General features: G+C 57.0%; 20 protein-coding genes. 7 read left to right on the top strand and 13 right to left on the bottom strand.

All coding sequences use genetic code 11. The annotated features are described in order from the left end of the window. Positions 1-43: 43 nt before the first annotated feature. Positions 44-775, bottom strand: coding sequence for a substrate-binding periplasmic protein (locus BN1117_RS02225; RefSeq protein ID WP_040094593.1), 732 nt, complete (start codon positions 773-775; stop codon positions 44-46). Positions 776-887: 112 nt separating this feature from the next. Here BN1117_RS02225 and BN1117_RS02230 point away from each other — a divergent pair, with 112 nt between their 5' ends. Both BN1117_RS02230 and tapW read left to right on the top strand, forming a co-directional pair. Next, entirely contained in the window at positions 888-1,244 is a 357-nt protein-coding gene (locus BN1117_RS02230) for a DMT family protein (protein ID WP_005353120.1), read from the top strand. A 58-nt stretch (positions 1,245-1,302) separates the two neighbouring features. Next, complete coding sequence (gene tapW, locus BN1117_RS02235) at positions 1,303-2,442, top strand: type IVa pilus ATPase TapW (protein WP_040094595.1); 1,140 nt, start codon at positions 1,303-1,305, stop codon at positions 2,440-2,442. A gap of 94 nt (positions 2,443-2,536) precedes the next feature. On the opposite strand, the gene BN1117_RS02240 is transcribed toward tapW, so the two are convergent. Then, positions 2,537-2,986, bottom strand: coding sequence for a methyltransferase family protein (locus tag BN1117_RS02240; protein ID WP_040094596.1), 450 nt, complete (start codon positions 2,984-2,986; stop codon positions 2,537-2,539). 165 nt (positions 2,987-3,151) lie between these two features. Here BN1117_RS02240 and alr point away from each other — a divergent pair, with 165 nt between their 5' ends. Then, positions 3,152-4,378: an alanine racemase gene (gene alr / locus BN1117_RS02245; protein WP_040094597.1), complete on the top strand. Its 1,227-nt coding sequence runs from the start codon at positions 3,152-3,154 to the stop codon at positions 4,376-4,378. A 51-nt stretch (positions 4,379-4,429) separates the two neighbouring features. On the opposite strand, the gene BN1117_RS02250 is transcribed toward alr, so the two are convergent. The 8 genes from BN1117_RS02250 to BN1117_RS02285 form a co-directional block, all read right to left on the bottom strand. Next, positions 4,430-5,389, bottom strand: coding sequence for a TerC family protein (locus BN1117_RS02250; protein WP_040094598.1), 960 nt, complete (start codon positions 5,387-5,389; stop codon positions 4,430-4,432). A gap of 434 nt (positions 5,390-5,823) precedes the next feature. Continuing rightward, positions 5,824-6,819: a murein tripeptide/oligopeptide ABC transporter ATP binding protein OppF gene (gene oppF, locus BN1117_RS02255; protein WP_040094599.1), complete on the bottom strand. Its 996-nt coding sequence runs from the start codon at positions 6,817-6,819 to the stop codon at positions 5,824-5,826. Next, positions 6,820-6,933: a hypothetical protein gene (locus BN1117_RS02260; RefSeq protein WP_040094600.1), complete on the bottom strand. Its 114-nt coding sequence runs from the start codon at positions 6,931-6,933 to the stop codon at positions 6,820-6,822. Further along, on the bottom strand, positions 6,930-7,916 hold the full coding sequence (gene oppD, locus BN1117_RS02265; RefSeq protein WP_040094602.1) for an ABC transporter ATP-binding protein: 987 nt from the start codon (positions 7,914-7,916) through the stop codon (positions 6,930-6,932). Before oppD ends, BN1117_RS02260 begins: the two co-directional genes overlap by 4 nt. A 54-nt stretch (positions 7,917-7,970) precedes the next feature. Beyond that, on the bottom strand, positions 7,971-8,882 hold the full coding sequence (gene oppC / locus BN1117_RS02270; protein ID WP_040094604.1) for an oligopeptide ABC transporter permease OppC: 912 nt from the start codon (positions 8,880-8,882) through the stop codon (positions 7,971-7,973). A 14-nt stretch (positions 8,883-8,896) separates the two neighbouring features. Further along, on the bottom strand, positions 8,897-9,817 hold the full coding sequence (gene oppB / locus BN1117_RS02275) for an oligopeptide ABC transporter permease OppB (RefSeq protein WP_040094605.1): 921 nt from the start codon (positions 9,815-9,817) through the stop codon (positions 8,897-8,899). A gap of 98 nt (positions 9,818-9,915) precedes the next feature. Next, on the bottom strand, positions 9,916-11,535 hold the full coding sequence (locus tag BN1117_RS02280) for an ABC transporter substrate-binding protein (RefSeq protein ID WP_040094607.1): 1,620 nt from the start codon (positions 11,533-11,535) through the stop codon (positions 9,916-9,918). 278 nt (positions 11,536-11,813) lie between these two features. Further along, a complete protein-coding gene (locus BN1117_RS02285) occupies positions 11,814-12,449 on the bottom strand; it encodes a YchE family NAAT transporter (RefSeq protein WP_040094609.1) in 636 nt (211 codons plus the stop codon). An 829-nt stretch (positions 12,450-13,278) separates the two neighbouring features. Between BN1117_RS02285 and adhE the strand changes: the two genes are divergently transcribed. Further along, complete coding sequence (adhE, locus tag BN1117_RS02290) at positions 13,279-15,945, top strand: bifunctional acetaldehyde-CoA/alcohol dehydrogenase (protein WP_040094611.1); 2,667 nt, start codon at positions 13,279-13,281, stop codon at positions 15,943-15,945. 537 nt (positions 15,946-16,482) lie between these two features. On the opposite strand, the gene BN1117_RS02295 is transcribed toward adhE, so the two are convergent. The 3 genes from BN1117_RS02295 to BN1117_RS18845 all read right to left on the bottom strand — a co-directional run bounded on the left by BN1117_RS02295 (position 16,483) and on the right by BN1117_RS18845 (position 19,374). Continuing rightward, positions 16,483-17,223, bottom strand: a complete 741-nt coding sequence (locus BN1117_RS02295; protein WP_040094613.1) for a YebC/PmpR family DNA-binding transcriptional regulator — start codon at positions 17,221-17,223, stop codon at positions 16,483-16,485. 100 nt (positions 17,224-17,323) lie between these two features. Then, on the bottom strand, positions 17,324-19,090 hold the full coding sequence (aspS, locus tag BN1117_RS02300) for an aspartate--tRNA ligase (RefSeq protein ID WP_040094616.1): 1,767 nt from the start codon (positions 19,088-19,090) through the stop codon (positions 17,324-17,326). A 32-nt stretch (positions 19,091-19,122) separates the two neighbouring features. Continuing rightward, positions 19,123-19,374 carry an FmdB family zinc ribbon protein gene (locus BN1117_RS18845; protein WP_005337686.1) on the bottom strand — a complete coding sequence of 84 codons (252 nt, stop codon included), beginning with the start codon at positions 19,372-19,374 and terminating at the stop codon, positions 19,123-19,125. A gap of 162 nt (positions 19,375-19,536) precedes the next feature. Between BN1117_RS18845 and BN1117_RS02310 the strand changes: the two genes are divergently transcribed. The 3 genes from BN1117_RS02310 (at position 19,537) to cmoB (ending at position 22,381) form a co-directional block, all read left to right on the top strand. Further along, on the top strand, positions 19,537-20,385 hold the full coding sequence (locus BN1117_RS02310) for a DUF72 domain-containing protein (protein WP_040094618.1): 849 nt from the start codon (positions 19,537-19,539) through the stop codon (positions 20,383-20,385). 275 nt (positions 20,386-20,660) lie between these two features. Then, the gene (cmoA, locus tag BN1117_RS02315; protein ID WP_040094620.1) at positions 20,661-21,407 is read left to right on the top strand and encodes a carboxy-S-adenosyl-L-methionine synthase CmoA; all 747 of its coding nucleotides are present in this window, start codon (positions 20,661-20,663) and stop codon (positions 21,405-21,407) included. Beyond that, the gene (cmoB, locus tag BN1117_RS02320) at positions 21,404-22,381 is read left to right on the top strand and encodes a tRNA 5-methoxyuridine(34)/uridine 5-oxyacetic acid(34) synthase CmoB (protein WP_040094621.1); all 978 of its coding nucleotides are present in this window, start codon (positions 21,404-21,406) and stop codon (positions 22,379-22,381) included. Before cmoA ends, cmoB begins: the two co-directional genes overlap by 4 nt. Positions 22,382-22,406: the final 25 nt, after the last annotated feature.

The raw sequence follows: 22,406 nt of genomic DNA on the forward strand, positions 1-22,406 counted from the left end.
GAAGCAGGAAACGGGCATGATAACAGTGGCTTGCCACCCAAGGTCAAGGCTGGTAACGCTTGGCCATCACGGTTATCTCACCGCTGGCCACCAGATTTTGCACTGCGATCTGCAAGGGCTGGTGCAGCGACTGGTGAGGTGAGTGCTTGCTCATCCCCAGATAGAGGGTCACCGGCGTGGCGGGGCGGTAATCCGCCTTGCCTATCCGGCTGGCATTTCCCTGACTCAGGGCATAGTCCACCTGACAGTCGGTGCCAATCATCAGTGGCAGGTGACCGCGCTGCACCATGCGCAGCAACTGATCTTCGGTGGGAACGCCATGCTTATCGAGGCTGCTGTCACTGTTGAAGGGCTCAAAGTAGAAGGAGTTGAGCACATAACCCACCTTCACCCCCTGCAGATCGCGGTATTGGTGGATCCGGGCCACATTAACCGGCTGACCATAAAACGCCGGCCAGCACTGGTAGTAGGCAGGCTGCAGATAGTCGATGAACTGCGCCCGCTCGGCGGTATAAGCCAGCCCAATCATCAGATCGACCTGACCGGTCTGCATCTGCTTGAGCGCCCTGCCCCACGGCATCCGTCGTACCTGCAACTCAATGCCGCTCGCCTGTTGCAACCGGCGCAAGATGTCCATGTCGAGCCCCTGCAACCGGCCGTCCGCTTGCAGGATGCGAAATGGCGGCCACAGATCGGTGGCCACCGTCAGCGTCGGGGTCGCACGCACCGGCATGGCAAATAACAGTAACAACACAATCCCGCATAACTTGCCCATCCCGTCGCATACCTCGCACGGCTTATCCTGTTGGTTAAAAATACCCTCTCGCACCACGTATGAAAACCCGTGGTTCAGGGATAAAATGCGCCGGATTTTCAAGGAGAACCCAATGAACCCGATTTTCGCCAGTATCGGTCTGCTGCTCTGCAGCAACGTCTTTATGACCTTCGCCTGGTACGCTCACCTCAAGAGCATGAACCACAAACCCTGGATCATTGCCGCCCTGGTAAGCTGGGGCATAGCACTGTTCGAATACCTGCTGCAAGTGCCCGCCAACCGTATCGGCCATACGGTGATGAGCGTGGGGCAACTGAAAATCTTGCAAGAAGTGATCACTCTCACCGTATTCGTCCCCTTCTCTATCTTCTATCTCAAGGAAGATCTGAAATGGGACTATCTCTGGGCAGGGCTCTGCATTCTCGGAGCGGTCTTTTTTGTCTTTCGCGAGAAACTGACCGGCGCCTGAGGCTGTACACTCAATATCATCCCGCTCATGGCATCCTATTGATCGACGAGGCAAAAAAATGGAATTGCGAGACATGTTACAGATCCTGGCCAAGCAGGATGGCTCAGACCTCTATCTGTCGACCGGCGCCCCACCCTGCGCCAAGTTCAACGGCGGCCTGCGCCCCCTCAACGAAACGCCGCTGGAGCCAGGTGAAGTGGCGCGGATCGCCGCCGAGATCATGGATGGCGAGCAGAAGCTGCAGTTCGACAAGGAGCTGGAGATGAATCTCGCCATCTCATTGCCCCAGATCGGCCGCTTTCGGGTCAATATCTTCAAACAGCGCAACGAAGTCTCCCTGGTGGCCCGCAACATCAAGACCGAGATCCCCCGCTTTGAAGATCTCAAACTGCCACCTGTGTTGCTCGACACCATCATGGAGAAACGGGGACTGGTGCTGTTTGTCGGCGGTACCGGCTCGGGCAAATCCACCTCGCTGGCGGCCCTTATCGACCATCGCAACCGCAACAGCGGCGGCCACATCATCACCATCGAGGATCCGGTGGAGTTCGTTCATCGCCACCGCAAGAGCATCATCAACCAGCGGGAAGTTGGCGTGGATACCCGCAGCTTCCACGCCGCCCTGAAAAATACCCTGCGTCAGGCGCCGGATGTCATTCTTATCGGCGAGATCCGCGACCGCGAGACCATGGAACATGCGCTGGCCTTCTCCGAAACCGGCCACCTTGCCATCTCCACCCTGCACGCCAACAACGCCAACCAGGCGCTGGATCGCATCATCAACTTTTTCCCCGAGGAGCGCCGCCCGCAGTTGCTCAACGATCTTGGCAACAACCTCAAGGCCTTTGTCTCCCAGCGACTGGTGAAAACCACCGATGGCGGCCGCCGGGCGGCGGTGGAGATCATGCTCGGCACCCACACCATCCGCGACATGATCAAACGCGGTGAATTCGGTAGCCTCAAGGAGGTGATGGAGAAGTCCAAGGCCCTCGGCATGGTCACCTTCGACAGCGCCCTGTTCGATCTGGTGGTGGAGGGGGTGATCGACGAAGAGGAGGCGGTGAAGAACGCCGACTCGGCCAACAACCTTCGCCTCAAGATCAAGCTGTGGAAGGAGAAGGGGCAGATTGCCAGCAGCAGCGATGCCACCGGCTGGAGCCTCGAACCCACCAAGGACGAGAAGGACGATTTATTCTAAGTTACTAGCAGCGAGAGCCCTGGCCCGCCCGGGGCGCTCGCTCTTGAGCTGGGTCGTTCTGGCTTATCCGCCTTCCCGGTCAGATCATCCTCCTTCAGCACCAACGGCGAACGCGCTGACAATAATCCTCATACTCGTTGCCAAAGCGAGCGCGCAGCAGCCGCTCCTCCGGCATGATCTGAAAACGGGTTAACCAGGCCACCAGCACGATTGGCCCAGCCCAGACCCAACTTCCCCCCAGATAACAGCCCCAGGCGGCCAGCCAGCAGAGCAGTCCCAGATACATGGGATTGCGACTGACACGATAGACGCCGCAGGTCACCAGACGACTGGTGTGCTGAGGTTTGGTGGGGCTGACCGTGGTCTGGTGGTGGCGAAACCGTTGCAGGGCGCCAAAGCCCATGATAGCCCCTACCACCACCAGCACAGCCATCAACGCCATTGCCCAGATGCCGGACTGGCTCTCCCCTCTTAGCCACCACATGGCTCCCGCGCAGAGCAGGAAGATCAGCGGTGGTGGCAAACGTAACTCAAGATTGACCATTTTCTTCCCCTGAAAAGTGTCGGTCGACGCTCTCTTGCGGTAGACTTGCAAACGTCCGCACTGTTTGAAAGATCTTAATAATAACAATAAGTTGTCGGTGAACCATAACCAATGTTCCCGACACCGACCACACTATCCCAACGCGAATAACAAAGAGGAACCACCATGCACAAGAAAACGCTACTGGCGACCCTGATCTTCGGCCTGCTCGCGGGCCAAGCCGTTGCGGCTCCCTACCTGCCCCTGGCGACAGATCATCGCAACGGTCAGGAGCAGACCGCCAGCAACGCCTGGCTGGAGGTGGATCTGGGTGCCTTCGAGCACAATATCCAGACCCTCAAGGATCGCCTCGGCGACAAGGGCCCGCAGATCTGCGCCATCATGAAGGCTGACGCCTACGGCCATGGTATCGACCTGCTGGTCCCCTCCGTGATCAAGGCAAACATTCCCTGCATCGGCATCGCCAGCAATGAAGAGGCCCGTGTCGCCCGCGAGAAAGGCTTTGAAGGCCGGCTGATGCGGGTGCGTGCTGCCACCCCGGCCGAAGTGGAGCAGGCCCTGCCCTACAAGATGGAGGAGCTGATCGGCAGTCTGGTGAGTGCCCAGGGCATTGCTGACATTGCCCAGCGCAACAACACCACCATTCCGGTCCATATCGGTCTGAATTCCGCCGGCATGAGCCGCAACGGCATCGACCTGCGTCTGGCCGATGCCAAGCAAGATGCGCTGGCCATGCTCAAGCTCAAGGGGATCACCCCGGTCGGTATCATGACCCACTTCCCGGTGGAGGAGAAAGAGGACGTCAAGATGGGGCTGGCCCAGTTCAAGCTGGACTACCAGTGGCTGATCGAGGCTGGCAAGCTTGATCGCAGCAAGCTCACCATCCACGCCGCCAACTCCTTCGCCACCCTGGAAGTGCCAGAAGCCTACTTCGATATGGTCCGCCCGGGCGGATTGATCTATGGCGACTCGCTCCCTGCCTACACCGAGTACAAGCGGGTGATGGCATTCAAGAGCCAGGTCGCCTCGGTCAACCACTATGCGGCGGGTAATACCGTCGGTTATGACCGCACCTTTACCCTCAAACGTGACACCTGGCTCGCCAACCTGCCGCTCGGTTACTCTGACGGCTATCGCCGTGCCCTCAGCAACAAAGCCTATGTGCTGATCCAGGGTCAGAAGGTGCCGGTGGTCGGCAAGACCTCCATGAACACCATCATGGTGGATGTGACGGACCTGAAAGGGGTGAAACCCGGCGATGAAGTGGTGCTGTTTGGCCGTCAGGGTGACGCCGAGGTGAAACAGGCAGATCTCGAGGAGTACAACGGTGCCCTGCTGGCAGACATGTACACCATCTGGGGCTACACCAACCCCAAGAAGATCAAACGCTAGCAAATAGCTTTCCCGCAATAAAGAGGGCTCCCGCAGGAGCCCTCTTCGCCATTACCGCTCTGGAGCGGCAGCCAGCTGATTGCGAGTGGTCCACAGACTCAGGGCCATGGAGGCCAGCAGGATCAGCGCAACCACGCCCAGCGCTATGCCCGTGGGTATCTTGAAGATATCCAGCAGCAACATCTTGCTGCCGACAAACATCAGGATCAGCGCCAGACCATATTTGAGCAGGGCGAAACGCTCGGCCACCCCCGCCAGCAGAAAGTACATGGCACGCAACCCCATGATGGCGAAGATGTTGGAGGTCAGCACGATAAAGGGATCCGTGGTCACCGCGAAGATGGCCGGAATGCTGTCTACCGCGAAGATGAGATCGCTCGCCTCCACCAGTACCAGAATGAGCAGCAGCGGGGTGGCATAGCGCACACCGTCACGCCAGACCAAGAACTTCTCCCCCTCCAGGGTCTCGGTCACCTTGAAACGGCGGCGCATCCAGCCCAGCAGCGGGTTGTTGGCCAAGTCAGGCTCCTTGTCGGCAGCCCACAGCATCTTGGCCCCCGTCAGCAGCAGGAAGGCACCGAACAGATAGAGGATCCAGTGGAACTGCTCGATAAGCCAACTGCCGGCGAACACCATGCCGGCACGCATCACGATGGCCCCCAGTACGCCATAGAGCAGTACCCGGCGCTGCAGCTCGGCTGGAATGGCAAAATACCCGAACAACATCAACCAGACGAATACATTGTCCACCGCCAGCGCCTTTTCGAGCAGATAGCCGGTGAGAAATGCCAACCCCTTCTGGTTGGCAATCTCACGGCCCGCGCTGTGATCCAGCCAGAGCCAGATGGCCAGGTTGAAGAGCAGGGCCACGCTGATCCAGACAAGGGACCAGATGCCCGCCTCTTTCAGCGACACCTTGTGGGATTTGCCGCCACCGACAAACCGTATGTCGATCCATAGCAAAGCCAGCACAATGCCGAAAAAACCGGCCCACATCCACCATTCACCCATGTTCACTTCTCCTTAAACGACAAAACCCACGGCCGGGAGGCGTGGGTTTGCGTTTGGAGCAGGGTCACCTTGCCTCTCGGCAAGGTCTCACTTACAGCCAATGTACATCGACTGCCCGGCTGCCGGGTGCACTGCAGGATATGGATGCACCGTCATGACGACAAACCGGCGAGAAGTTACTCCCCTTGTGGCGCGGATAGTAACAGCCTCGAAAGGTGACGCCAAGGGGCATCTTCACCGTCCCATGAAAAAGGGGCGCCACCTGGGTGCCCCTCTAGATATGGCTCTCCTTAGAACCTGTCTACGATCTGTCGCGAGAGGTCGTCAGCAAGGTAAAGAGCAGCGCAGGAACCGGAGCGTATAGATATACGTGAGGATTCCGAGCAGCGCATGAGCCTTGATCACGGCCTCGCAGTAAGATCGTGAACAGGTTCTCAGAGCGGATCAACCTTGAGACAGGAGACTGCGTGATCGAAGTTCCCCTCCAGCACAGGCCTGGTCTTGGCGCACTCGGGACCCGCTTCCGGGCAGCGAGTACGGAACACGCAACCGGATGGCGGGTTCATCGGCGAGGGCAAATCCCCCTCCAGGATCTGGATCACCTTGTTGCGCTCCAGCTCCGGATCCGGGATAGGTACTGCCGACATCAACGCCTTGGTGTAGGGGTGCAACGGATTGGCGAAGATCTCCTTGCGGGTCCCAAGCTCAACGGCATTGCCCAGATACATCACCAGCACCCGATCGGAAATATGTTTGACCACAGACAGGTCGTGGGCGATGAAAATAAGCGACAACCCCATCTCCTTTTGCAGGGATTTGAGCAGGTTAACCACCTGCGCCTGAATGGAGACATCGAGCGCCGAAACCGGCTCATCGCAAATGATCATCTTGGGCTCGAGGATCAGCGCCCGGGCAATCCCGATCCGTTGGCACTGACCGCCAGAGAACTCGTGGGGATAGCGGTTGACCAGGTTGGGCAACAGCCCCACCTTGCTCATCATGGCGCGTACCTTCTCTTTCACCTCCTCCTTCGGCAAGTTGGGGTAAAAAGTGATGAGCGGCTCGGCGATGATATCGCCAATGGTCATGCGCGGGTTGAGCGATGCAAGCGGGTCCTGGAAGATCATCTGGATCTCTTTGCGCTTCTCCCGCAGGGCATTTTGATCGAGCTTGGTAAGATCGTCACCCAGCCACACCACCTTGCCGGCGGTGGCCGGTACCAGACCGATGACAGCGCGGGCAAAGGTCGATTTGCCACAGCCGGACTCACCCACCACACCTAGGGTCTCCCCCTCGTAGAGGCGCAAGGTCACGCCATCGACCGCCTTCAAATCGGAGGGCTTGGCCCAGGGCCACGCCTTGCCACTCTTGATACTGAAGTGGACCTTGAGATCAGACACTTCCAACAGCAATTTCTTCTCGGCACCCATTTAGTTGGCCCCCTTGATCATGGCATCCGATACCCAGTAGCAAGCCCGCTCCCGACCGTCGTTGAACGACGTCAGGGGCATGGATGATTGCTGGCCGCATTTCACAGCATTCATACACTCACCTCCTTGGCATTGATGGCATCAGAGATCCAGTGACAGGCTCGCTCACGGCCGTCATTGAACGGAGTGAGGATCGGCGACTGCTGGCCGCAAATCTCGCTGACCCGATGGCAACGCTCCTGGAAGGGGCAGCCGGTGGGCAGACGCAGCAGGTTGGGCGGATTGCCCGGGATGGTGGGCAGCACTTCCCCTTCGGTATCGAGACGGGGAATGGCGCGCAGCAAGCCTTCGGTATAGGGGTGGCTCGGGCGATAAAAGATATCGTCTACCTTGCCGTACTCCATGGTCCGACCGGCATACATCACCAGCACCTTGTCGCAGATACCGGCGACCACGCCGAGGTCGTGGGTGATCATGATGATGGCGGTGTTGAACTCACGCTTGAGCTCGTTCATCAGGGTCATGATCTGGGCCTGTACGGTCACATCGAGCGCGGTAGTCGGCTCATCGGCGATCAGCAGTTGCGGCCGGCAGAGCAGCGCCATGGCGATCATCACCCGCTGGCGCATACCGCCGGAGAACTCGTGGGGATACATCCCCATCCGCTTGCGCGCTTCGGGAATTTTCACCGCATCGAGCATCCGCACCGACTCTTCAAACGCTTCCGCCTTGCTGACGCCCTTATGCAACATCAGCACTTCCATCAGCTGATCCTGCACCTTCATATAGGGGTTGAGGGAGGTCATGGGGTCCTGAAAGATCATGGCGATCTTCTCGGAGCGGATCTTGTTGAGCTTGGCTTCGGGCAGGTTGAGGATCTCCTCCCCCTGAAACTTGGCGGAGCCGGTAATAATGCCGTTTTTGGCCAGCAGCCCCATGATGGCAAAGGCCGTCTGGGATTTACCTGAGCCGGATTCACCGACGATCCCCAGGGTCTCGCCTGCGGCGAGGGAGAAGTTGAGGTCGTTGACCGCCACCACATTGCCGTCCGGGGTCTTGAACTCGACCCGCAGATCTTTCACATCCAGTAACTTCATATAAAAACTCCTTATCGATCTTTCGTGACGTTTTCCTGTCGATCCTATGTTCGATTAACGATCTTTCGGATCGAGGGCGTCACGCAGACCATCCCCGAGGAAGTTGAAGCAAAACAGGGTCACCACCATGAAACCGGCGGGGAACAGCAATTGCCAGATGGCCACTTCCATCGACTTGGAGCCTTCATCCAGCAGGGCACCCCAGCTGGTCATCGGTTCCTGAACGCCAAGGCCCAGGAAACTCAGGAAGGATTCAAACATGATCATGCCCGGCACCAGCAAGGTGGCGTAGACGGCCACGATACCGAGCACGTTCGGTACGATATGACGGGTAATGATCTTCCACTTGGAGACACCACAGACGTGGGCCGCCTCGATAAACTCCTTGCTCTTGAGGCTCAAGGTCTGACCGCGCACGATACGCGCCATATCGAGCCAGCTTACCGCCCCGATGGCGATAAAGATAAGCGCCAGATTGCGGCCGAAGAAGGTGACCAGCATGATGACGAAGAACATGAAGGGGAAGGCGTTGAGGATCTCCAGTACCCGCATCATCAGGCTGTCGACCCGCCCACCGATAAAACCGGAGGCGGCGCCATACAGGGTGCCGATGATGACCGCCACCATGGCGCCCATGATGCCGACCATCAGGGAGATGCGACCGCCCAAGAGGGTGCGAACGAACAGATCCCGCCCCAGACTATCGGTACCGAAGTAGTGACCCGTCTCCATATCCGGCGGCGACTGCATGGCGCCCCAGTCCGGATCGTCAAAGGTGTATTGGGACAGATGGGGGCCAAAGATGACCGCCAGACCTATGATGGTCAGAATGATCAGACTGGTCAGGGCCGCCTTGTTGCGCAGGAAACGGCGACGGGCATCCTTCCACAGGGAGCGTCCCTCCACCACTTCCACTTTTTGCGCGAACGCCTCGACGGCATCGCGTTTTTCAGTTGAAACAACCATGATGAACTCCCGAATTAGTAACGAATTTTGGGATCGATAACGGCGTAGAGAATATCGACCACAGCGTTAAAGGTGATGGTAAGGGCGCCGACCAGAATGGTCAGACCGAGCACCATGGAGTAATCACGGTTAAGAGCACCGTTGACGAACAGCTGACCGATCCCCGGCAGGCCGAAGATGGTCTCGATCACCACGGACCCTGTGATGATGCCGACAAAGGCCGGACCCAGATAGGAGACCACCGGCAGCATGGCCGGACGCAGCGCGTGTTTGAGAATGATGTGGCGCAGCGGCAAGCCCTTGGCACGGGCGGTACGGATGAAGTTGGAGTTCATGGTCTCGATCATGCTGCCCCGCATGATCCGCGAGATGGCAGAGATGTAGTACATCATCATGCCGAACACCGGCAGCACCATAAACTGGATGCCACCTCCCTGCCAGCCACCGGCAGGGAACCAACCCAGATGAATACTGAAAAACAGCACCAGCAAGGGCGCCAGCACAAAGCCCGGGATCACCACCCCGGCCATGGCCGACGACATCAGCAGATAGTCGATGAGGGTATTCTGTTTCAGGGCCGCTATGGTGCCGAAGGTCACCCCCAGCGTCACCGCAAACAGAAAGGCAAATGACCCAATCTTGGCGGAGACCGGCAGGGCCTGACTCACCAGATCATTGACGGTGAAATCCTTGTATTTGAAAGAGGGGCCCAAATCACCCTGCACCAGGTTGCCCAGGTAGGTGAGATATTGCATGCCAATGGGTTTGTCGAGCCCGTATTTGGCCTCGATGTTGGCGATGACTTCGGGGGGGAGCGAGCGCTCGCTGGTAAAGGGGTTACCCGGGGCGAAACGCATCATAAAGAAAGAGACGGTGATCAAGACCAGCAGAGTCGGGATCGCTTCCAATAGCCGTTTAAAAATGAATTTCAACATAGACATTTCCTGTCCTGTACTGCTTCCAAAGGGTCGCGGTTGTAATAAAGGCCCGCCGTCTGGCGGGCCCTGCTTGTTATGCGACTTGTTGCTTTAAATCAGTGAGCAATGATGTACATATCTTTGCTGTAGAGGTTATCCAGCGGGTTGGCCGGGTAGCCGCCTACATAGGGTTTGACCATACGAGGAATGACATACTGATAGATGGGGGCGATCGGCATATCTTTGGCCAGGATCTCTTCAGCCTGGACGTAGAGCTGGTTGCGAGCGTCCGCGTCCACCTGATCACGTGACTCACTCAACAGCTTGTCATAGGCAGGATTGGCGTACTTGCCATCGTTATTGCCATGGCCGCTCTGCATCAGATCCAGCATGGAGGAGGCCTCGTTATAATCAGCCACCCAACCCGCTCGGCTCACATCAAATTGCCCCTGTTTCTTGGTTTCCAGGTAAGTTTTCCACTCCTGGTTGACCAGGCTCACCTGCACCCCCAGCTTCTTCCACATGGAGGCCACGGCCACAGCCACTTTCTTGTGGTTGTCATCGGTGTTGTAAAGCAGCTCGAACTTGAGCGGCTTGCTGGCATCGAAACCGGCCTCTTGCAGCAGCGCCTTGGCCTTGGCATCACGCTCGGCTTGAGTCAGCTTGGCCCAATCGGCGACCACTGGCTTGAAGCCATCCACATAGTCTGGGGTCAGACCGTAAGCCGGAGTCTGGCCCTGACCCATCACCTTGTCGGCGATCACATCACGATCGATGGCGTAGGAGAGCGCAGTACGGACACGAACATCGTCAAATGGTGCCTTACGCACATTGTATTGGTAGTAATAGGTGGATACCTGCCCGGTAACTTTCAGCTCATTGGGATAATCTTTCTTGAGCTGCTTGAAACGCTCGATAGGCGTATTCTTGGTCATATCCAGTTCACCGGCCAGATAACGGTTCAACTCGGCGTTAGTGGACTGGATCGGCAGATAAACCACCTTGTTGATCACGGTCTTACCGTCATCCCAATATTGTTTGTTGCGCTCCAGCTCAATCCGCTCGTTGACCACCCACTTCTTCAGCACATAAGCACCGTTAGAAACCATGTTCTCCGGCTGGGTCCACTTGTCACCAAACTGCTCGATCACCTTCTTGGGTACCGGATAGGTGGTGGTGTGGGAGAGCATGCTGACGAAATAAGGGATCGCTTTTTCAAGCTGCACTTCGAAGGTGTAATCGTCGCTCGCCTTGACCCCTAGCGCATCGAGTTGTTTTTTGCCGGCGATAATATCAGTCGCATTGGCAATGGTCGGCATCTCGAGATACCAGGAGTAGGGAGAGGCAGTATTCGGATCAACGGCACGCTGGAAAGCAAAAACGAAATCGTGGGCGGTAACCGGATCCCCGTTGGACCACTTGGCATCTTTGCGCAGATGGAAGACATAGTGCTTGTTATCCTTGGTTTCCCAAGATTCAGCCACCGCCGGGAGAATTTCCCCTTTTGGACCGGAAGTCACAAGCCCCTCAAACAGATCGCGCAAGATCGCGGACTCGACATCACCTTCACTCTTGTGTGGATCCAAGGTCGCAGGCTCGGAGCCATTGCCTTTGACCAGTTGCTGGACTTCAGCCAGCTTGGTTCCCGCCGGGACATCGGCTGCTTGAGCCAGATTGATGCCACCAAACAGTGCAGCCACCAGCATTGTATTAATAATTGTTTTTTTATGAGTCATTTCCCTACTCCAACAAGAACATTCCATGCATTTTTTAAAATGACGGGGTAAAACCCGGTCCCAGCATAATTCCCTGCCAATTCCGAGAATGCAACAGATATTGTCAGGGTAATCGTCATTATTTGGTCAAAAAATCAGCCGCCACGTCTTTTTTCAGTATTAAAACACCGACAGCAAGCTCATTTTTCACACAACCGGCCGATTCTAGAAAAGACCGGGCAAAAAGCAACCAATAAAAAGCCGGTCACAAGGACCGGCTTTCATAAAACAGACCTGGCTCACATCAGACTGGGGAAAACCCCCTTGATACCGGCCACCATGATTTCGATACCTAGCGACATCATGATAAGCCCCATGATACGGGTTACCACGTTGATGCCGGTATTACCCATGATCTTGAACAGCAGCGGCGCGGCCCGAAAGATAAGCCATGAGCAGAAGGAGAAGAGCATCACCACCACTGACATACCGAGCAGCTGCTGCCAATGGCTATGGCTGGCATAGACGATGACTGAAGAGATCGCACCGGGGCCCGCCATCAGCGGCAGGGCCAACGGCACCACGGCAATAGACTCACGCACCGCCAGTTCCCCCTTCTCCTGTTTGTTGTGCTTCACCTCGCCCAGCTTGCCCTGCAGCATCGACCAGGCGATCAGGGTAATCAGCGAGCCACCTGCAATCCGAAACGATGCCAGTGAAATGCCAAAGCCATCCAGGATCAGCTGACCCATATACATGGAGACCAGCAGGATCACCATCACCGCTATATTGGCGGTGGTATTGGTTTTCATCCGCTCGGCCTGGGTATGGTGGCTGGTCAGGCTGACAAATACCGGCAACAAACCAAGCGGGTTGATAATTGCAAACAAACCGACAAAAAATTTCAGATACAACGAGACGTCTATTGCAGCCATTGGCGCCTTCCAAGAGAGTGTCGGGCCCATTGGGCCAATCCATTAATTTCGAGCGTAAATTTACATCATAGCCAGAGTGGGCACCAATCAAATAATTTCACCCTTTTTGGGGTTTTTAGTTAGTTCATCTAATGCATCCGCTCTAATTGGCATAAACCGATACCAAGAGCCAGCTCTACCGCCTTGCACAGATGACAATAGTGAATACAAGTTTGCTGACTCATGGCCAGAGAGTCTGACGGTGACCACATGAACACCAAAGCGACTCGAGAGAGACCAGGCTTTGCGAGCACTCTGTTTCAGGCCCGGCATGAGTGACATTGACTAGGCAAGAGGGCCACCACGCAAAAACGGGGAAATGGCCCCTTCGGGGAAGAAAGCGGATTTATCATGGATTAAAACAACAATCATTTTCGCAACAAATGCTGAAATAAAGTACTTCTGTCGGTGATTTTGAAACCAATACACTCATATTTGCTAACCAAAACCGCCAAAACGCCCCTGCCACTCGATCACCAGGTACGATTAACCACTTGATAAGTGTGGGTTATTACCAGAAATTAACAAGTCACTCAGCTTTTCCTTTGGTGCACATTCCGATAACATCAGTCAAACAAGGATTGTGAAATAAAATTTCTTTTGTTCTTTTGTTACACATGATCCAGATCAAGTTTTTCTGAGTCAGCCCCGCTCTATAATCGACTCAGAAAGCGATTTAGTAAGGCATGTGAAAAAGCTGTTGCAACGATACCGTCTTGACAGGGCGACTATAATTGCCGGGCATTGCCAACGTCTTACTAAACAGTTTTCAAATAATCAGGAGATAAACATGGCAGTAACCAATTTGGCTGAACTGGATGCACTGGTCGCCCGCGTTAAGGAAGCACAGCGTGAATTCGCCAGCTTCTCACAAGAGCAGGTAGACAAGATCTTCCGTGCCGCCGCCCTGGCCGCCAACAACGCCCGTATCCCGCTGGCCCAAATGGCCGTGGAAGAGTCCGGTATGGGTATCATCGAAGACAAGGTTATCAAGAACCACTTCGCCTCCGAATACATCTACAACAAATACAAAGATGAGAAGACCTGCGGCATTCTGAGCGAAGACACTCAGATGGGCACCATCACCATCGCCGAGCCGGTAGGTATCATCTGTGGTATCGTTCCGACCACCAACCCGACCTCTACTGCGATCTTCAAATCCATGATCGCGCTCAAGACCCGCAACGCCATCATCTTCTCCCCGCACCCCCGTGCCAAGAACTCCACCAATACCGCAGCCAAGCTGGTACTGGATGCAGCTGTTGCCGCCGGTGCACCGAAAGACATCATCGGCTGGATCGACCAACCGTCTGTTGAGCTCTCCAACGCGCTGATGAAACACGAAGACATCAACCTGATCCTGGCCACCGGTGGCCCGGGCATGGTGAAAGCAGCCTACTCTTCCGGTAAGCCTGCTATCGGTGTGGGTGCCGGTAACGTACCTATCGTTATCGACGAGACCGCCGACGTGAAACGTGCTGTTGCGTCCGTGCTGATGTCCAAGACCTTCGATAACGGCGTGGTCTGTGCTTCCGAGCAGGCGGTCATCGTTGTTGATGCTATCTACGACCAGGTTAAAGAGCGCTTTGCCTCCCACAAAGGTCACGTACTCTCCAAAGAAGACGCTGACAAGGTACGTAAAGTTATCCTGATCAACGGTGCCCTTAACGCCAATATCGTTGGCCAGCCAGCCACCAAGATTGCCGAGATGGCAGGTGTGACTGTACCGGCTGATACCAAGATCCTGATCGGTGAAGGGGTCAAGCTGTGTGCAGAAGATGAGTTTGCGCACGAGAAATTGTCCCCGCTGCTCGGTATGTTCCGTGCAAGCAGCTTCGAAAACGCCGTGGATATGGCCTGTGACATGGTCAACATCGGTGGTATCGGCCACACCTCAGGTCTGTACACCGACCAGGACCGCAACGCTGACCGCATCAAGTACTTCGGCGACAAAATGAAGACTGCGCGTATCCTGATCAACACGCCGTCTACCCAAGGTGGTATCGGTGACCTGTACAACTTCGCGATGGCACCGTCCCTGACCCTGGGTTGCGGCTCCTGGAGCGGTAACTCCATCTCCGAAAACGTGGGTCCGAAGCACCTGATCAACAAGAAGACAGTCGCAAAACGGGCAGAAAACATGCTGTGGCACAAACTTCCGAAATCCATCTACTTCCGTCGTGGTTCCCTGCCGATCGCTCTGAGCGACCTGGAAGGTAAAAAGCGTGCCATGGTTGTGACCGACCGCTTCCTGTTCAACAACGGCTACGCCGATGAGCTGGTCAGCCTGCTGAAAGCACAGAATATGGAAGTGGAAGTGTTCTACGAAGTAGAAGCTGACCCGACCCTGGCTGTGGTTCGCAAGGGTGCCGAGATGGCCAACTCCTTCAAACCGGACGTTATCCTGGCGCTGGGCGGTGGTTCACCGATGGATGCTGCCAAGATCATGTGGGTGATGTACGAACACCCGAACACTGCGTTCGAAGATCTGGCCATGCGCTTTATGGACATCCGCAAGCGTATCTACAAGTTCCCGAAAATGGGCGTGAAGGCCGAACTGGTCTGTATCACCACCACTTCCGGTACCGGCTCTGAAGTGACTCCGTTTGCGGTAGTAACCGATGAAGTGTCTGGTCAGAAGTATCCGCTGGCTGACTACGAGCTGACCCCGAACATGGCCATCGTTGATGCCAACCTGGTGATGGGTATGCCCAAATCCCTGTGTGCCTTCGGTGGTATCGATGCCGTGACTCACGCCATGGAAGCCTATGTTTCCGTACTGGCTAACGAGTACTCCGACGGCCAGGCGCTGCAAGCGCTGAAAATGCTGAAAGAGTACCTGCCGTCCAGCTACCTGAACGGTGCCAACGACCCGGTTGCTCGTGAGAAGGTACACAACGCCGCTACCATCGCCGGTATCGCGTTTGCCAACGCCTTCCTGGGTGTCTGCCACTCCATGGCTCACAAGCTGGGTGCTGAATTCCACATTCCGCACGGTCTGGCCAACGCCCTGCTGATCAGCAACGTGATCCGCTACAACGCCAACGACAACCCGACCAAGCAGACTGCGTTCTCCCAGTACGACCGTCCGCAAGCTCGCCGTCGTTACGCAGAAGTCGCCGACCACCTGGGTCTGACTGCTGCCGGTGACCGTACCGCCGCCAAGATCGAGAAGCTGCTGACCTGGCTGGACGAGCTGAAAGCGACTCTGGGTATCCCGGCCTCCATCCGCGAAGCTGGCGTCTCTGAAGCTGACTTCCTGGCCAAAGTTGATCTGCTGTCCATCGAAGCCTTTGATGACCAGTGTACCGGCGCTAACCCGCGCTACCCGCTGATCAGCGAGCTGAAGCAGGTTCTGCTGGACTCCTACTACGGTCGTCAGTTTACCGAAGCCGCTCTGGTAGCAGATGCCCCGGTTGAAGCCAAGGTTGAAGGCAAGAAGAAATCCAAGGCCTGATAACCAGTCCTGAGATAACAAGCCCGCGCACTGCGCGGGCTTTTTTTATCTGCCACTTATCACAGCGATCCTCTCCCTGCCGATTGCGCTAGTACCGCGCTTAACTTCCCAACCAACCAACCAACCAACCAACCAACCAACCAACCAACTCGCCCCAGCCAATCTCTTATCAACATCCCAGGCAGTGACTCCGCATTGATCTCCCTGTGTGATAGAAAGAGCACGATCCCTTACCCGCAACGCAATTACCCTGATGGGCAGATGCAAGCAGTGAATCCCATCTACAGAACTAAAGGAGTGATAAACAGGATACGTGGAGCCTCGCTAACGCAACGCAGCATAACTGCAACTGGCGTACGTACAGGGCCAACCGACCAGCAGGAACAGAGCAATGATAATGTGCAGAGAACGCGGGAAAGAGAGTAATTGAAGAGATTGTTGGACCGGTTGCTCAACCGACACATCAGCAGTTGCCACGATGCAAAGATAAAAAAATGGCAGCCATCTGGCTGCCATCGGGAGAGCACGACTTAGCGATCAGAGGGTCGCAGCAACTTCATCGGAGATGGAGCCGTTGTGATACACCTCTTGCACATCGTCCAGATCTTCCAGCATGTCGATCAGACGCATCAGCTTGGGTGCAGTTTCTGCATCCAGTTCGGCTTCGGTGGAGGGGATCATGGTCACTTCGGCGCTCTGCGCCTTGAAGCCGGCCGCTTCCAGACCGTCCAGCACGGTACCGAAGTCGTTCGGGGTGGTGTACACCTCGATGGTGCCATCCTCTTCAGTGACCACATCATCGGCGCCCGCTTCCAGCGCGGCATCCATCAGAGCATCTTCGTCTACGCCCACGAAAGTCAGCAGACCTTTCTTGCTGAACAGATAGGCAACGGAGCCGTCGGTGCCCAGGTTACCACCGCACTTGCTGAAGGCGTGGCGCACTTCGGCTACGGTACGGTTACGGTTATCGGTCAGGCACTCCACCATCACGGCAGAGCCAGCCGGGCCGTAACCTTCGTATACGATGGTCTCGAGCTGTTCGCCATCGCCACCACCGGCGCCACGGGCAATGGCACGGTTGATGGTGTCGCGGGTCATGTTGTTGGTCAGGGCGGCAGTCACCGCAGCACGCAGGCGCGGGTTGTTGGCCGGATCAGCATCACCCAGACGCGCGGAGGTAGTGATTTCGCGGATCAGTTTGGTGAAGATCTTGCCACGCTTGGCGTCCTGAGCGGCCTTGCGGTGTTTGATGTTGGCCCATTTACTGTGACCTGCCATAGAGACTCTCCGTTATTTTTCAAATGTCAGTAACACTGATCATGACTAACCCAAGGGAAACACAGAGGCCGCATGGCGGCGGCCTCTGGTGCCGGTAGGCTTATTCGTCGCCCTTGACGGTGGTTGCAATCGCCAGCTCACCCAGTTGGGCAGCGTTGGCAAGGCTGGGGGCGTCTGTCATCAGACAGGCAGCCGCGGTCGTTTTCGGGAAGGCAATCACATCCCGAATGTTTTCGGTGCCGGTCAGCAGCATGCTGAGACGGTCCAGACCGAAGGCCAGACCGGCGTGCGGCGGGGTACCGTACTTCAGCGCATCCAGCAGGAAGCCGAACTTCAGGCGCTGCTCGGCCGGGGTGATACCCAGGATGTCGAACACGGTGGATTGCATCTCGCTGTTGTGGATACGGACAGAGCCGCCACCCACTTCGTAGCCGTTGATCACCATGTCGTAGGCGTTGGCGTAAGCACCCACCGGGTTGGCTTTCAGCTCGGCCGGGCTCATGTTGCTCGGCGCGGTGAACGGATGGTGCATGGCGGCCAGACCACCTTCGCCATCTTCCTCGAACATCGGGAAGTCGATGACCCACAGCGGTTTCCAGCTGTTCTCCAGCAGACCCAGATCGCGACCCACTTTCAGACGCAGGGCGCCCATGGCATCGCAGACCACTTTCTTGCTGTCAGCGCCAAAGAAGATGATGTCGCCGTCGGCAGCGCCGGTACGAGCCAGGATCTCGCGCACGATGGCGTCAGAGAGGAACTTGGCAACCGGAGACTGAACACCTTCGATACCATTGGCCGCTTCGTTGACCTTCATCCAGGCCAGGCCCTTGGCACCGTAGATGCCGACAAACTTGGTGTATTCGTCGATCTGCTTGCGAGAGAGCTCGGCACCGCCCGGGACTTTCAGGGTAGCCACACGGCCTTTCGGATCGTTGGCGGGGCCCGCGAACACGGCGAACTCGACAGCAGTCAGCAGATCTGCCACATCAACCAGCTCCATTGGCAGACGCAGGTCCGGCTTGTCGGAGCCGTAGCGACGCATGGCTTCGTCGAAGGTCATGATCGGGAAGTCGCCCAGATCCACGTTCAGGATGTGCAGCCACAGTTTGCGGATCATCTCTTCCATCACTTCACGCACCTGCGGCGCGGTCATGAAGGAGGTCTCCACGTCGATCTGGGTGAATTCCGGCTGGCGGTCGGCACGCAGGTCTTCGTCACGGAAGCACTTGACGATCTGGTAGTAGCGATCGAAGCCGGACATCATCAGCAACTGCTTGAACAGCTGGGGTGATTGCGGCAGGGCGTAGAACTTGCCCTTGTGCACGCGGCTCGGCACCAGATAGTCACGGGCACCTTCCGGAGTGGCCTTGGTCAGCATCGGGGTCTCGATATCGAGGAAGCCGTGCTCGTCCATGAAGCGGCGTACGAAGGCGCTGGCCTTGGCACGGGTCTTCAGGTACTTGGCCATCTCGGGACGACGCAGATCCAGGTAGCGATACTTGAGGCTGATCTCTTCGCTGTTGACCTGATTGAAGTCCAGCGGCAGCGGCTCGGCACGGTTGATGATATTGAGTTCGTGGGCGAACACTTCGATGGCGCCAGTGGCCATGTCGCTGTTGCGCTGGGAGTCCGGACGGGTACGCACCACGCCGGTCACCTGGATGCAGAACTCGCCACGCAGCTCGGAAGCCAGGGCAAAGGCGTCCGGCTTGTCCGGATCGAAGAACACCTGAACGATCCCTTCCCGGTCGCGCATATCGATAAAGATCAGACCGCCGAGATCACGACGACGATGAACCCAACCGCACAATGTAATGGTCTGCCCTGCATGGGCCTCATTGACCTGTCCGCAATAGATAGAGCGCATGGACTTCTTCCTTCGAAATTGTAGAGAGACGGTTAACCTTGGGCCGCCGGGCACGACTGGCAAGCACCGTCTGTCTCACAGCTGGCCAGATTCTTTTTCTTACCCGGTTTGAAATCAGTCTCGTACCATCCGGTTCCCTTGAGCCGGAAGCCTGCCGCCGATATCAGCTTGACCAGATTCGGCTTGCTACAGGCCGGACAGTCGGTCAGGGGGGCATCGGAAAGCTTTTGCAGTTTTGCCAATTCATGGCCACAGACGTCGCAACGATATTCGTAGATAGGCATGGGTCACAAGAAATTGAAAAACAAAAGGGCTGGCATTATAGAGGAAAACCCCCTTTTGGGTAAAATGGCCAGCAGCCTCCTTTCGCCAGTTTTTTGCACTCAACGGCAAAAAGCGGGCAAAAAATCGGCACAAATGCACCAAGAGCGAAGAGTACAGCCACCATGAGCCTCTATTTGGGCCTGCCACAGTGGTCCCACCCCAGCTGGCCCGGCCAGTTGCTGGGCCTTGGCGCCAAGCCTGCCGAACACCTCGCCCACTACGCCACCGTGTTCAATTCGGTGGAGGGCAACACCACCTTCTACGCCCTGCCGACCCCCGATACGGTGCAGCGCTGGGCCGATGCGGTGCCAAACCACTTTCGCTTCAACTTCAAGTTCCCGCAAACCATCAGCCACCAGAGCGATCTGGTGAGCGCAGACAAACAAGTCGCCGACTTTATCGGCCTGCTCGCCCCGCTGCACGACAAGCTGGGGCTGCTCACCCTGCAGTTGCCCGCCCGTTTCGGGCCACAGGGGCTGGCCAGACTGGCGGCCTTTATCGAACGGCTGCCACGGGGGTTTCGCTACGCCCTCGAGGTACGTCACCCCGACTTCTTCGCCAAGGGGGAGGCCGAGCGGGCATTGAACCGGCTGCTGATGGAACAAGGGGTCAACCGGGTGATGCTCGACAGCCGGCCACTCTTCTCGGTGCCAGCAACCACGCCAACCCTTGTCGATGCCCAGGGCAAGAAGCCACGCCTGCCGGTACATCTGCTGGCCACCGCCAACGCCCCCATGGTGCGCTTTATCGGCCTGCCAGATCCGGCGGCCAATCACCCCTTCCTGCCCAGCTGGCTGCCCCACTGGCGCCAGTGGCTCGCAGAGGGGAAAGATCTCTACCTCTATATACATACTGCCGACAACGCTCGGGCACCTGAGCTAGCCCGCCAGATCACCCGCTTGCTGGAGCAGGAGATGGCCCCCTGGCCGGGGGAAAACGATCGCGCACAACAGGGAGTGCTGCGCTTTTAGCCAACCCATTCTACGGCTATCCTTTCGCTGCAAAAAAAGCGCTTTTTTGTGGCGAGGCAAGCCCTGGTGTCAAGACAAACGGCCATCAATCCTCTACACTAGCGCCCCAAGCAAGGGTCCGGAACATGGCCCGTACGAACAGGATCGGTCCAACGGATGTCACGACCAGCCACCCCGTTCGTAAACAGGTGATAAATCTACTCTGATGGGTGTCACCCAACGACTCAATTGAACAATACAGCCGGGTGATGTCCCGACTGTCAGGTTGCGCCAGCATGCAGACCAAAGACCAAATTTTTGCCGCCCCAATCGCCCGATTGGGAGACTTCTGTTTTGACGAACAGGTCGTCGACGTATTTCCCGACATGATCCAGCGCTCGGTGCCGGGTTACAGCAATATCATCTCTGCCATCGGCATGATGGCCGCCCGCTACGCCCAACCCGAGAGCCGACTCTATGATCTGGGCTGTTCACTGGGCGCCGCGACCCAGGCGATGCGTCGCCATATCAATCAGCCCGGTTGCCGTATCACCGCAGTGGACCTCTCCCATCCGATGATCGAGCGCGCCCGCGCCCACCTCTCCGGTTTCAAATCCGAGGTGCCGGTGGAACTGGTGGAAGCAGATATCTGCGACATCGCGATCGAGAACGCCTCCGTGGTAGTGCTCAACTTCACCCTGCAATTTGTCGATCCCGAGCGGCGGGCTGCCTTGATCCAGCGCATTCACGATGGGCTGCGCCCGGGCGGGATCCTGATCCTGAGCGAAAAGTTCCGTTTCGAAGATGAACCGGTCAATGAACTGCTCATCGATCTGCATCTCGACTTCAAACGGGCCAATGGCTACAGCGAGCTGGAGATCAGCCAAAAGCGCACCGCCCTTGAGAACGTGATGCGCACCGACAGCCTGCCAGTGCATCAGGCCCGTCTGCGGGACGCCGGTTTCGTCCATCAGGACCTCTGGTTCCAGTGCTTCAACTTCGGCTCCATGATTGCCATCAAATCCAGCGACGCCCAGCCATGATCGACTTTGCCAACTTCTATCAACTGATCGCCAAAAATCGGCTGAGCCACTGGCTGCATACCCTGCCCGCCCAGCTGCACGCATGGCGACATGACAACCAGCATGGCGATCTGCCGCGCTGGAACCGCGCCCTCAACAAGCTGCCGGTGGTCTCCCCCGGCAACATCGAGCTGAAAAGCCGGGTCGAGATTGGCTCGGCCGAGAGCCTTGGCGAGGGGGAGCGCAAGAAGGTCGAGAGCCTGTTGCGCCACTTCATGCCCTGGCGCAAGGGGCCGTTCACCGTGCACGGCATCCATATCGATACCGAGTGGCGCTCCGACTGGAAGTGGGATCGGGTATTGCCCCATATCAGCCCCCTCGAGGGGCGTTATGTGCTGGATGTAGGCTGCGGCAGCGGCTACCACCTCTGGCGCATGGTGGGTGAAGGGGCCAAGCTGGCGGTCGGCATCGACCCGAGCCCGCTGTTTCTCTGCCAGTTCGAGGCCATCCGCCATTTTGCCGGCAATGATCAACGCGCCCACCTGTTGCCGCTCGGTATTCAGGAGTTGCCGGAGCTGCGCGCCTTTGACACCGTCTTCTCCATGGGGGTGCTCTATCACCGCAAATCCCCCATCGAACACATCGAACAACTGCGCAATCAATTGAAAGATGATGGCGAGCTGGTGCTGGAGACGCTAGTGATTGACGGCGGGATCAACGATGTGCTGATGCCCACCGATCGCTACGGCAAGATGCGCAACGTCTGGTTTATTCCCTCAAGTACCGCCCTCAAACTGTGGGTCGAGCGCTGCGGCTTCACCGATGTGCGGATTGTAGACGAGAATATGACCAGCACCGACGAACAGCGTCGTACCGACTGGATGATTAATGAATCCCTGAGCGACTATCTGGACTCAGACAATCCGGCACTCACGGTAGAAGGACACCCCGCGCCGAAACGTGCCGTACTGATTGCCCGCAAAGCCAAAGACTAGCCGCTGGCGCTTGTGAAAGTTACAC

This window comes from Aeromonas australiensis (genome assembly GCF_000819725.1).
GTDB classification, from domain to species: domain Bacteria; phylum Pseudomonadota; class Gammaproteobacteria; order Enterobacterales; family Aeromonadaceae; genus Aeromonas; species Aeromonas australiensis.

Coding starts and splice junctions, on each gene's coding strand:
- BN1117_RS02225 (WP_040094593.1), bottom strand. CDS start 775: ATGGGCAAGTTATGCGGGATTGTGTTGTTACTGTTATTTGCCATGCCG.
- BN1117_RS02230 (WP_005353120.1), top strand. CDS start 888: ATGAACCCGATTTTCGCCAGTATCGGTCTGCTGCTCTGCAGCAACGTC.
- tapW (WP_040094595.1), top strand. CDS start 1,303: ATGGAATTGCGAGACATGTTACAGATCCTGGCCAAGCAGGATGGCTCA.
- BN1117_RS02240 (WP_040094596.1), bottom strand. CDS start 2,986: ATGGTCAATCTTGAGTTACGTTTGCCACCACCGCTGATCTTCCTGCTC.
- alr (WP_040094597.1), top strand. CDS start 3,152: ATGCACAAGAAAACGCTACTGGCGACCCTGATCTTCGGCCTGCTCGCG.
- BN1117_RS02250 (WP_040094598.1), bottom strand. CDS start 5,389: ATGGGTGAATGGTGGATGTGGGCCGGTTTTTTCGGCATTGTGCTGGCT.
- oppF (WP_040094599.1), bottom strand. CDS start 6,819: ATGGGTGCCGAGAAGAAATTGCTGTTGGAAGTGTCTGATCTCAAGGTC.
- BN1117_RS02260 (WP_040094600.1), bottom strand. CDS start 6,933: ATGAATGCTGTGAAATGCGGCCAGCAATCATCCATGCCCCTGACGTCG.
- oppD (WP_040094602.1), bottom strand. CDS start 7,916: ATGAAGTTACTGGATGTGAAAGATCTGCGGGTCGAGTTCAAGACCCCG.
- oppC (WP_040094604.1), bottom strand. CDS start 8,882: ATGGTTGTTTCAACTGAAAAACGCGATGCCGTCGAGGCGTTCGCGCAA.
- oppB (WP_040094605.1), bottom strand. CDS start 9,817: ATGTTGAAATTCATTTTTAAACGGCTATTGGAAGCGATCCCGACTCTG.
- BN1117_RS02280 (WP_040094607.1), bottom strand. CDS start 11,535: ATGACTCATAAAAAAACAATTATTAATACAATGCTGGTGGCTGCACTG.
- BN1117_RS02285 (WP_040094609.1), bottom strand. CDS start 12,449: ATGGCTGCAATAGACGTCTCGTTGTATCTGAAATTTTTTGTCGGTTTG.
- adhE (WP_040094611.1), top strand. CDS start 13,279: ATGGCAGTAACCAATTTGGCTGAACTGGATGCACTGGTCGCCCGCGTT.
- BN1117_RS02295 (WP_040094613.1), bottom strand. CDS start 17,223: ATGGCAGGTCACAGTAAATGGGCCAACATCAAACACCGCAAGGCCGCT.
- aspS (WP_040094616.1), bottom strand. CDS start 19,090: ATGCGCTCTATCTATTGCGGACAGGTCAATGAGGCCCATGCAGGGCAG.
- BN1117_RS18845 (WP_005337686.1), bottom strand. CDS start 19,374: ATGCCTATCTACGAATATCGTTGCGACGTCTGTGGCCATGAATTGGCA.
- BN1117_RS02310 (WP_040094618.1), top strand. CDS start 19,537: ATGAGCCTCTATTTGGGCCTGCCACAGTGGTCCCACCCCAGCTGGCCC.
- cmoA (WP_040094620.1), top strand. CDS start 20,661: ATGCAGACCAAAGACCAAATTTTTGCCGCCCCAATCGCCCGATTGGGA.
- cmoB (WP_040094621.1), top strand. CDS start 21,404: ATGATCGACTTTGCCAACTTCTATCAACTGATCGCCAAAAATCGGCTG.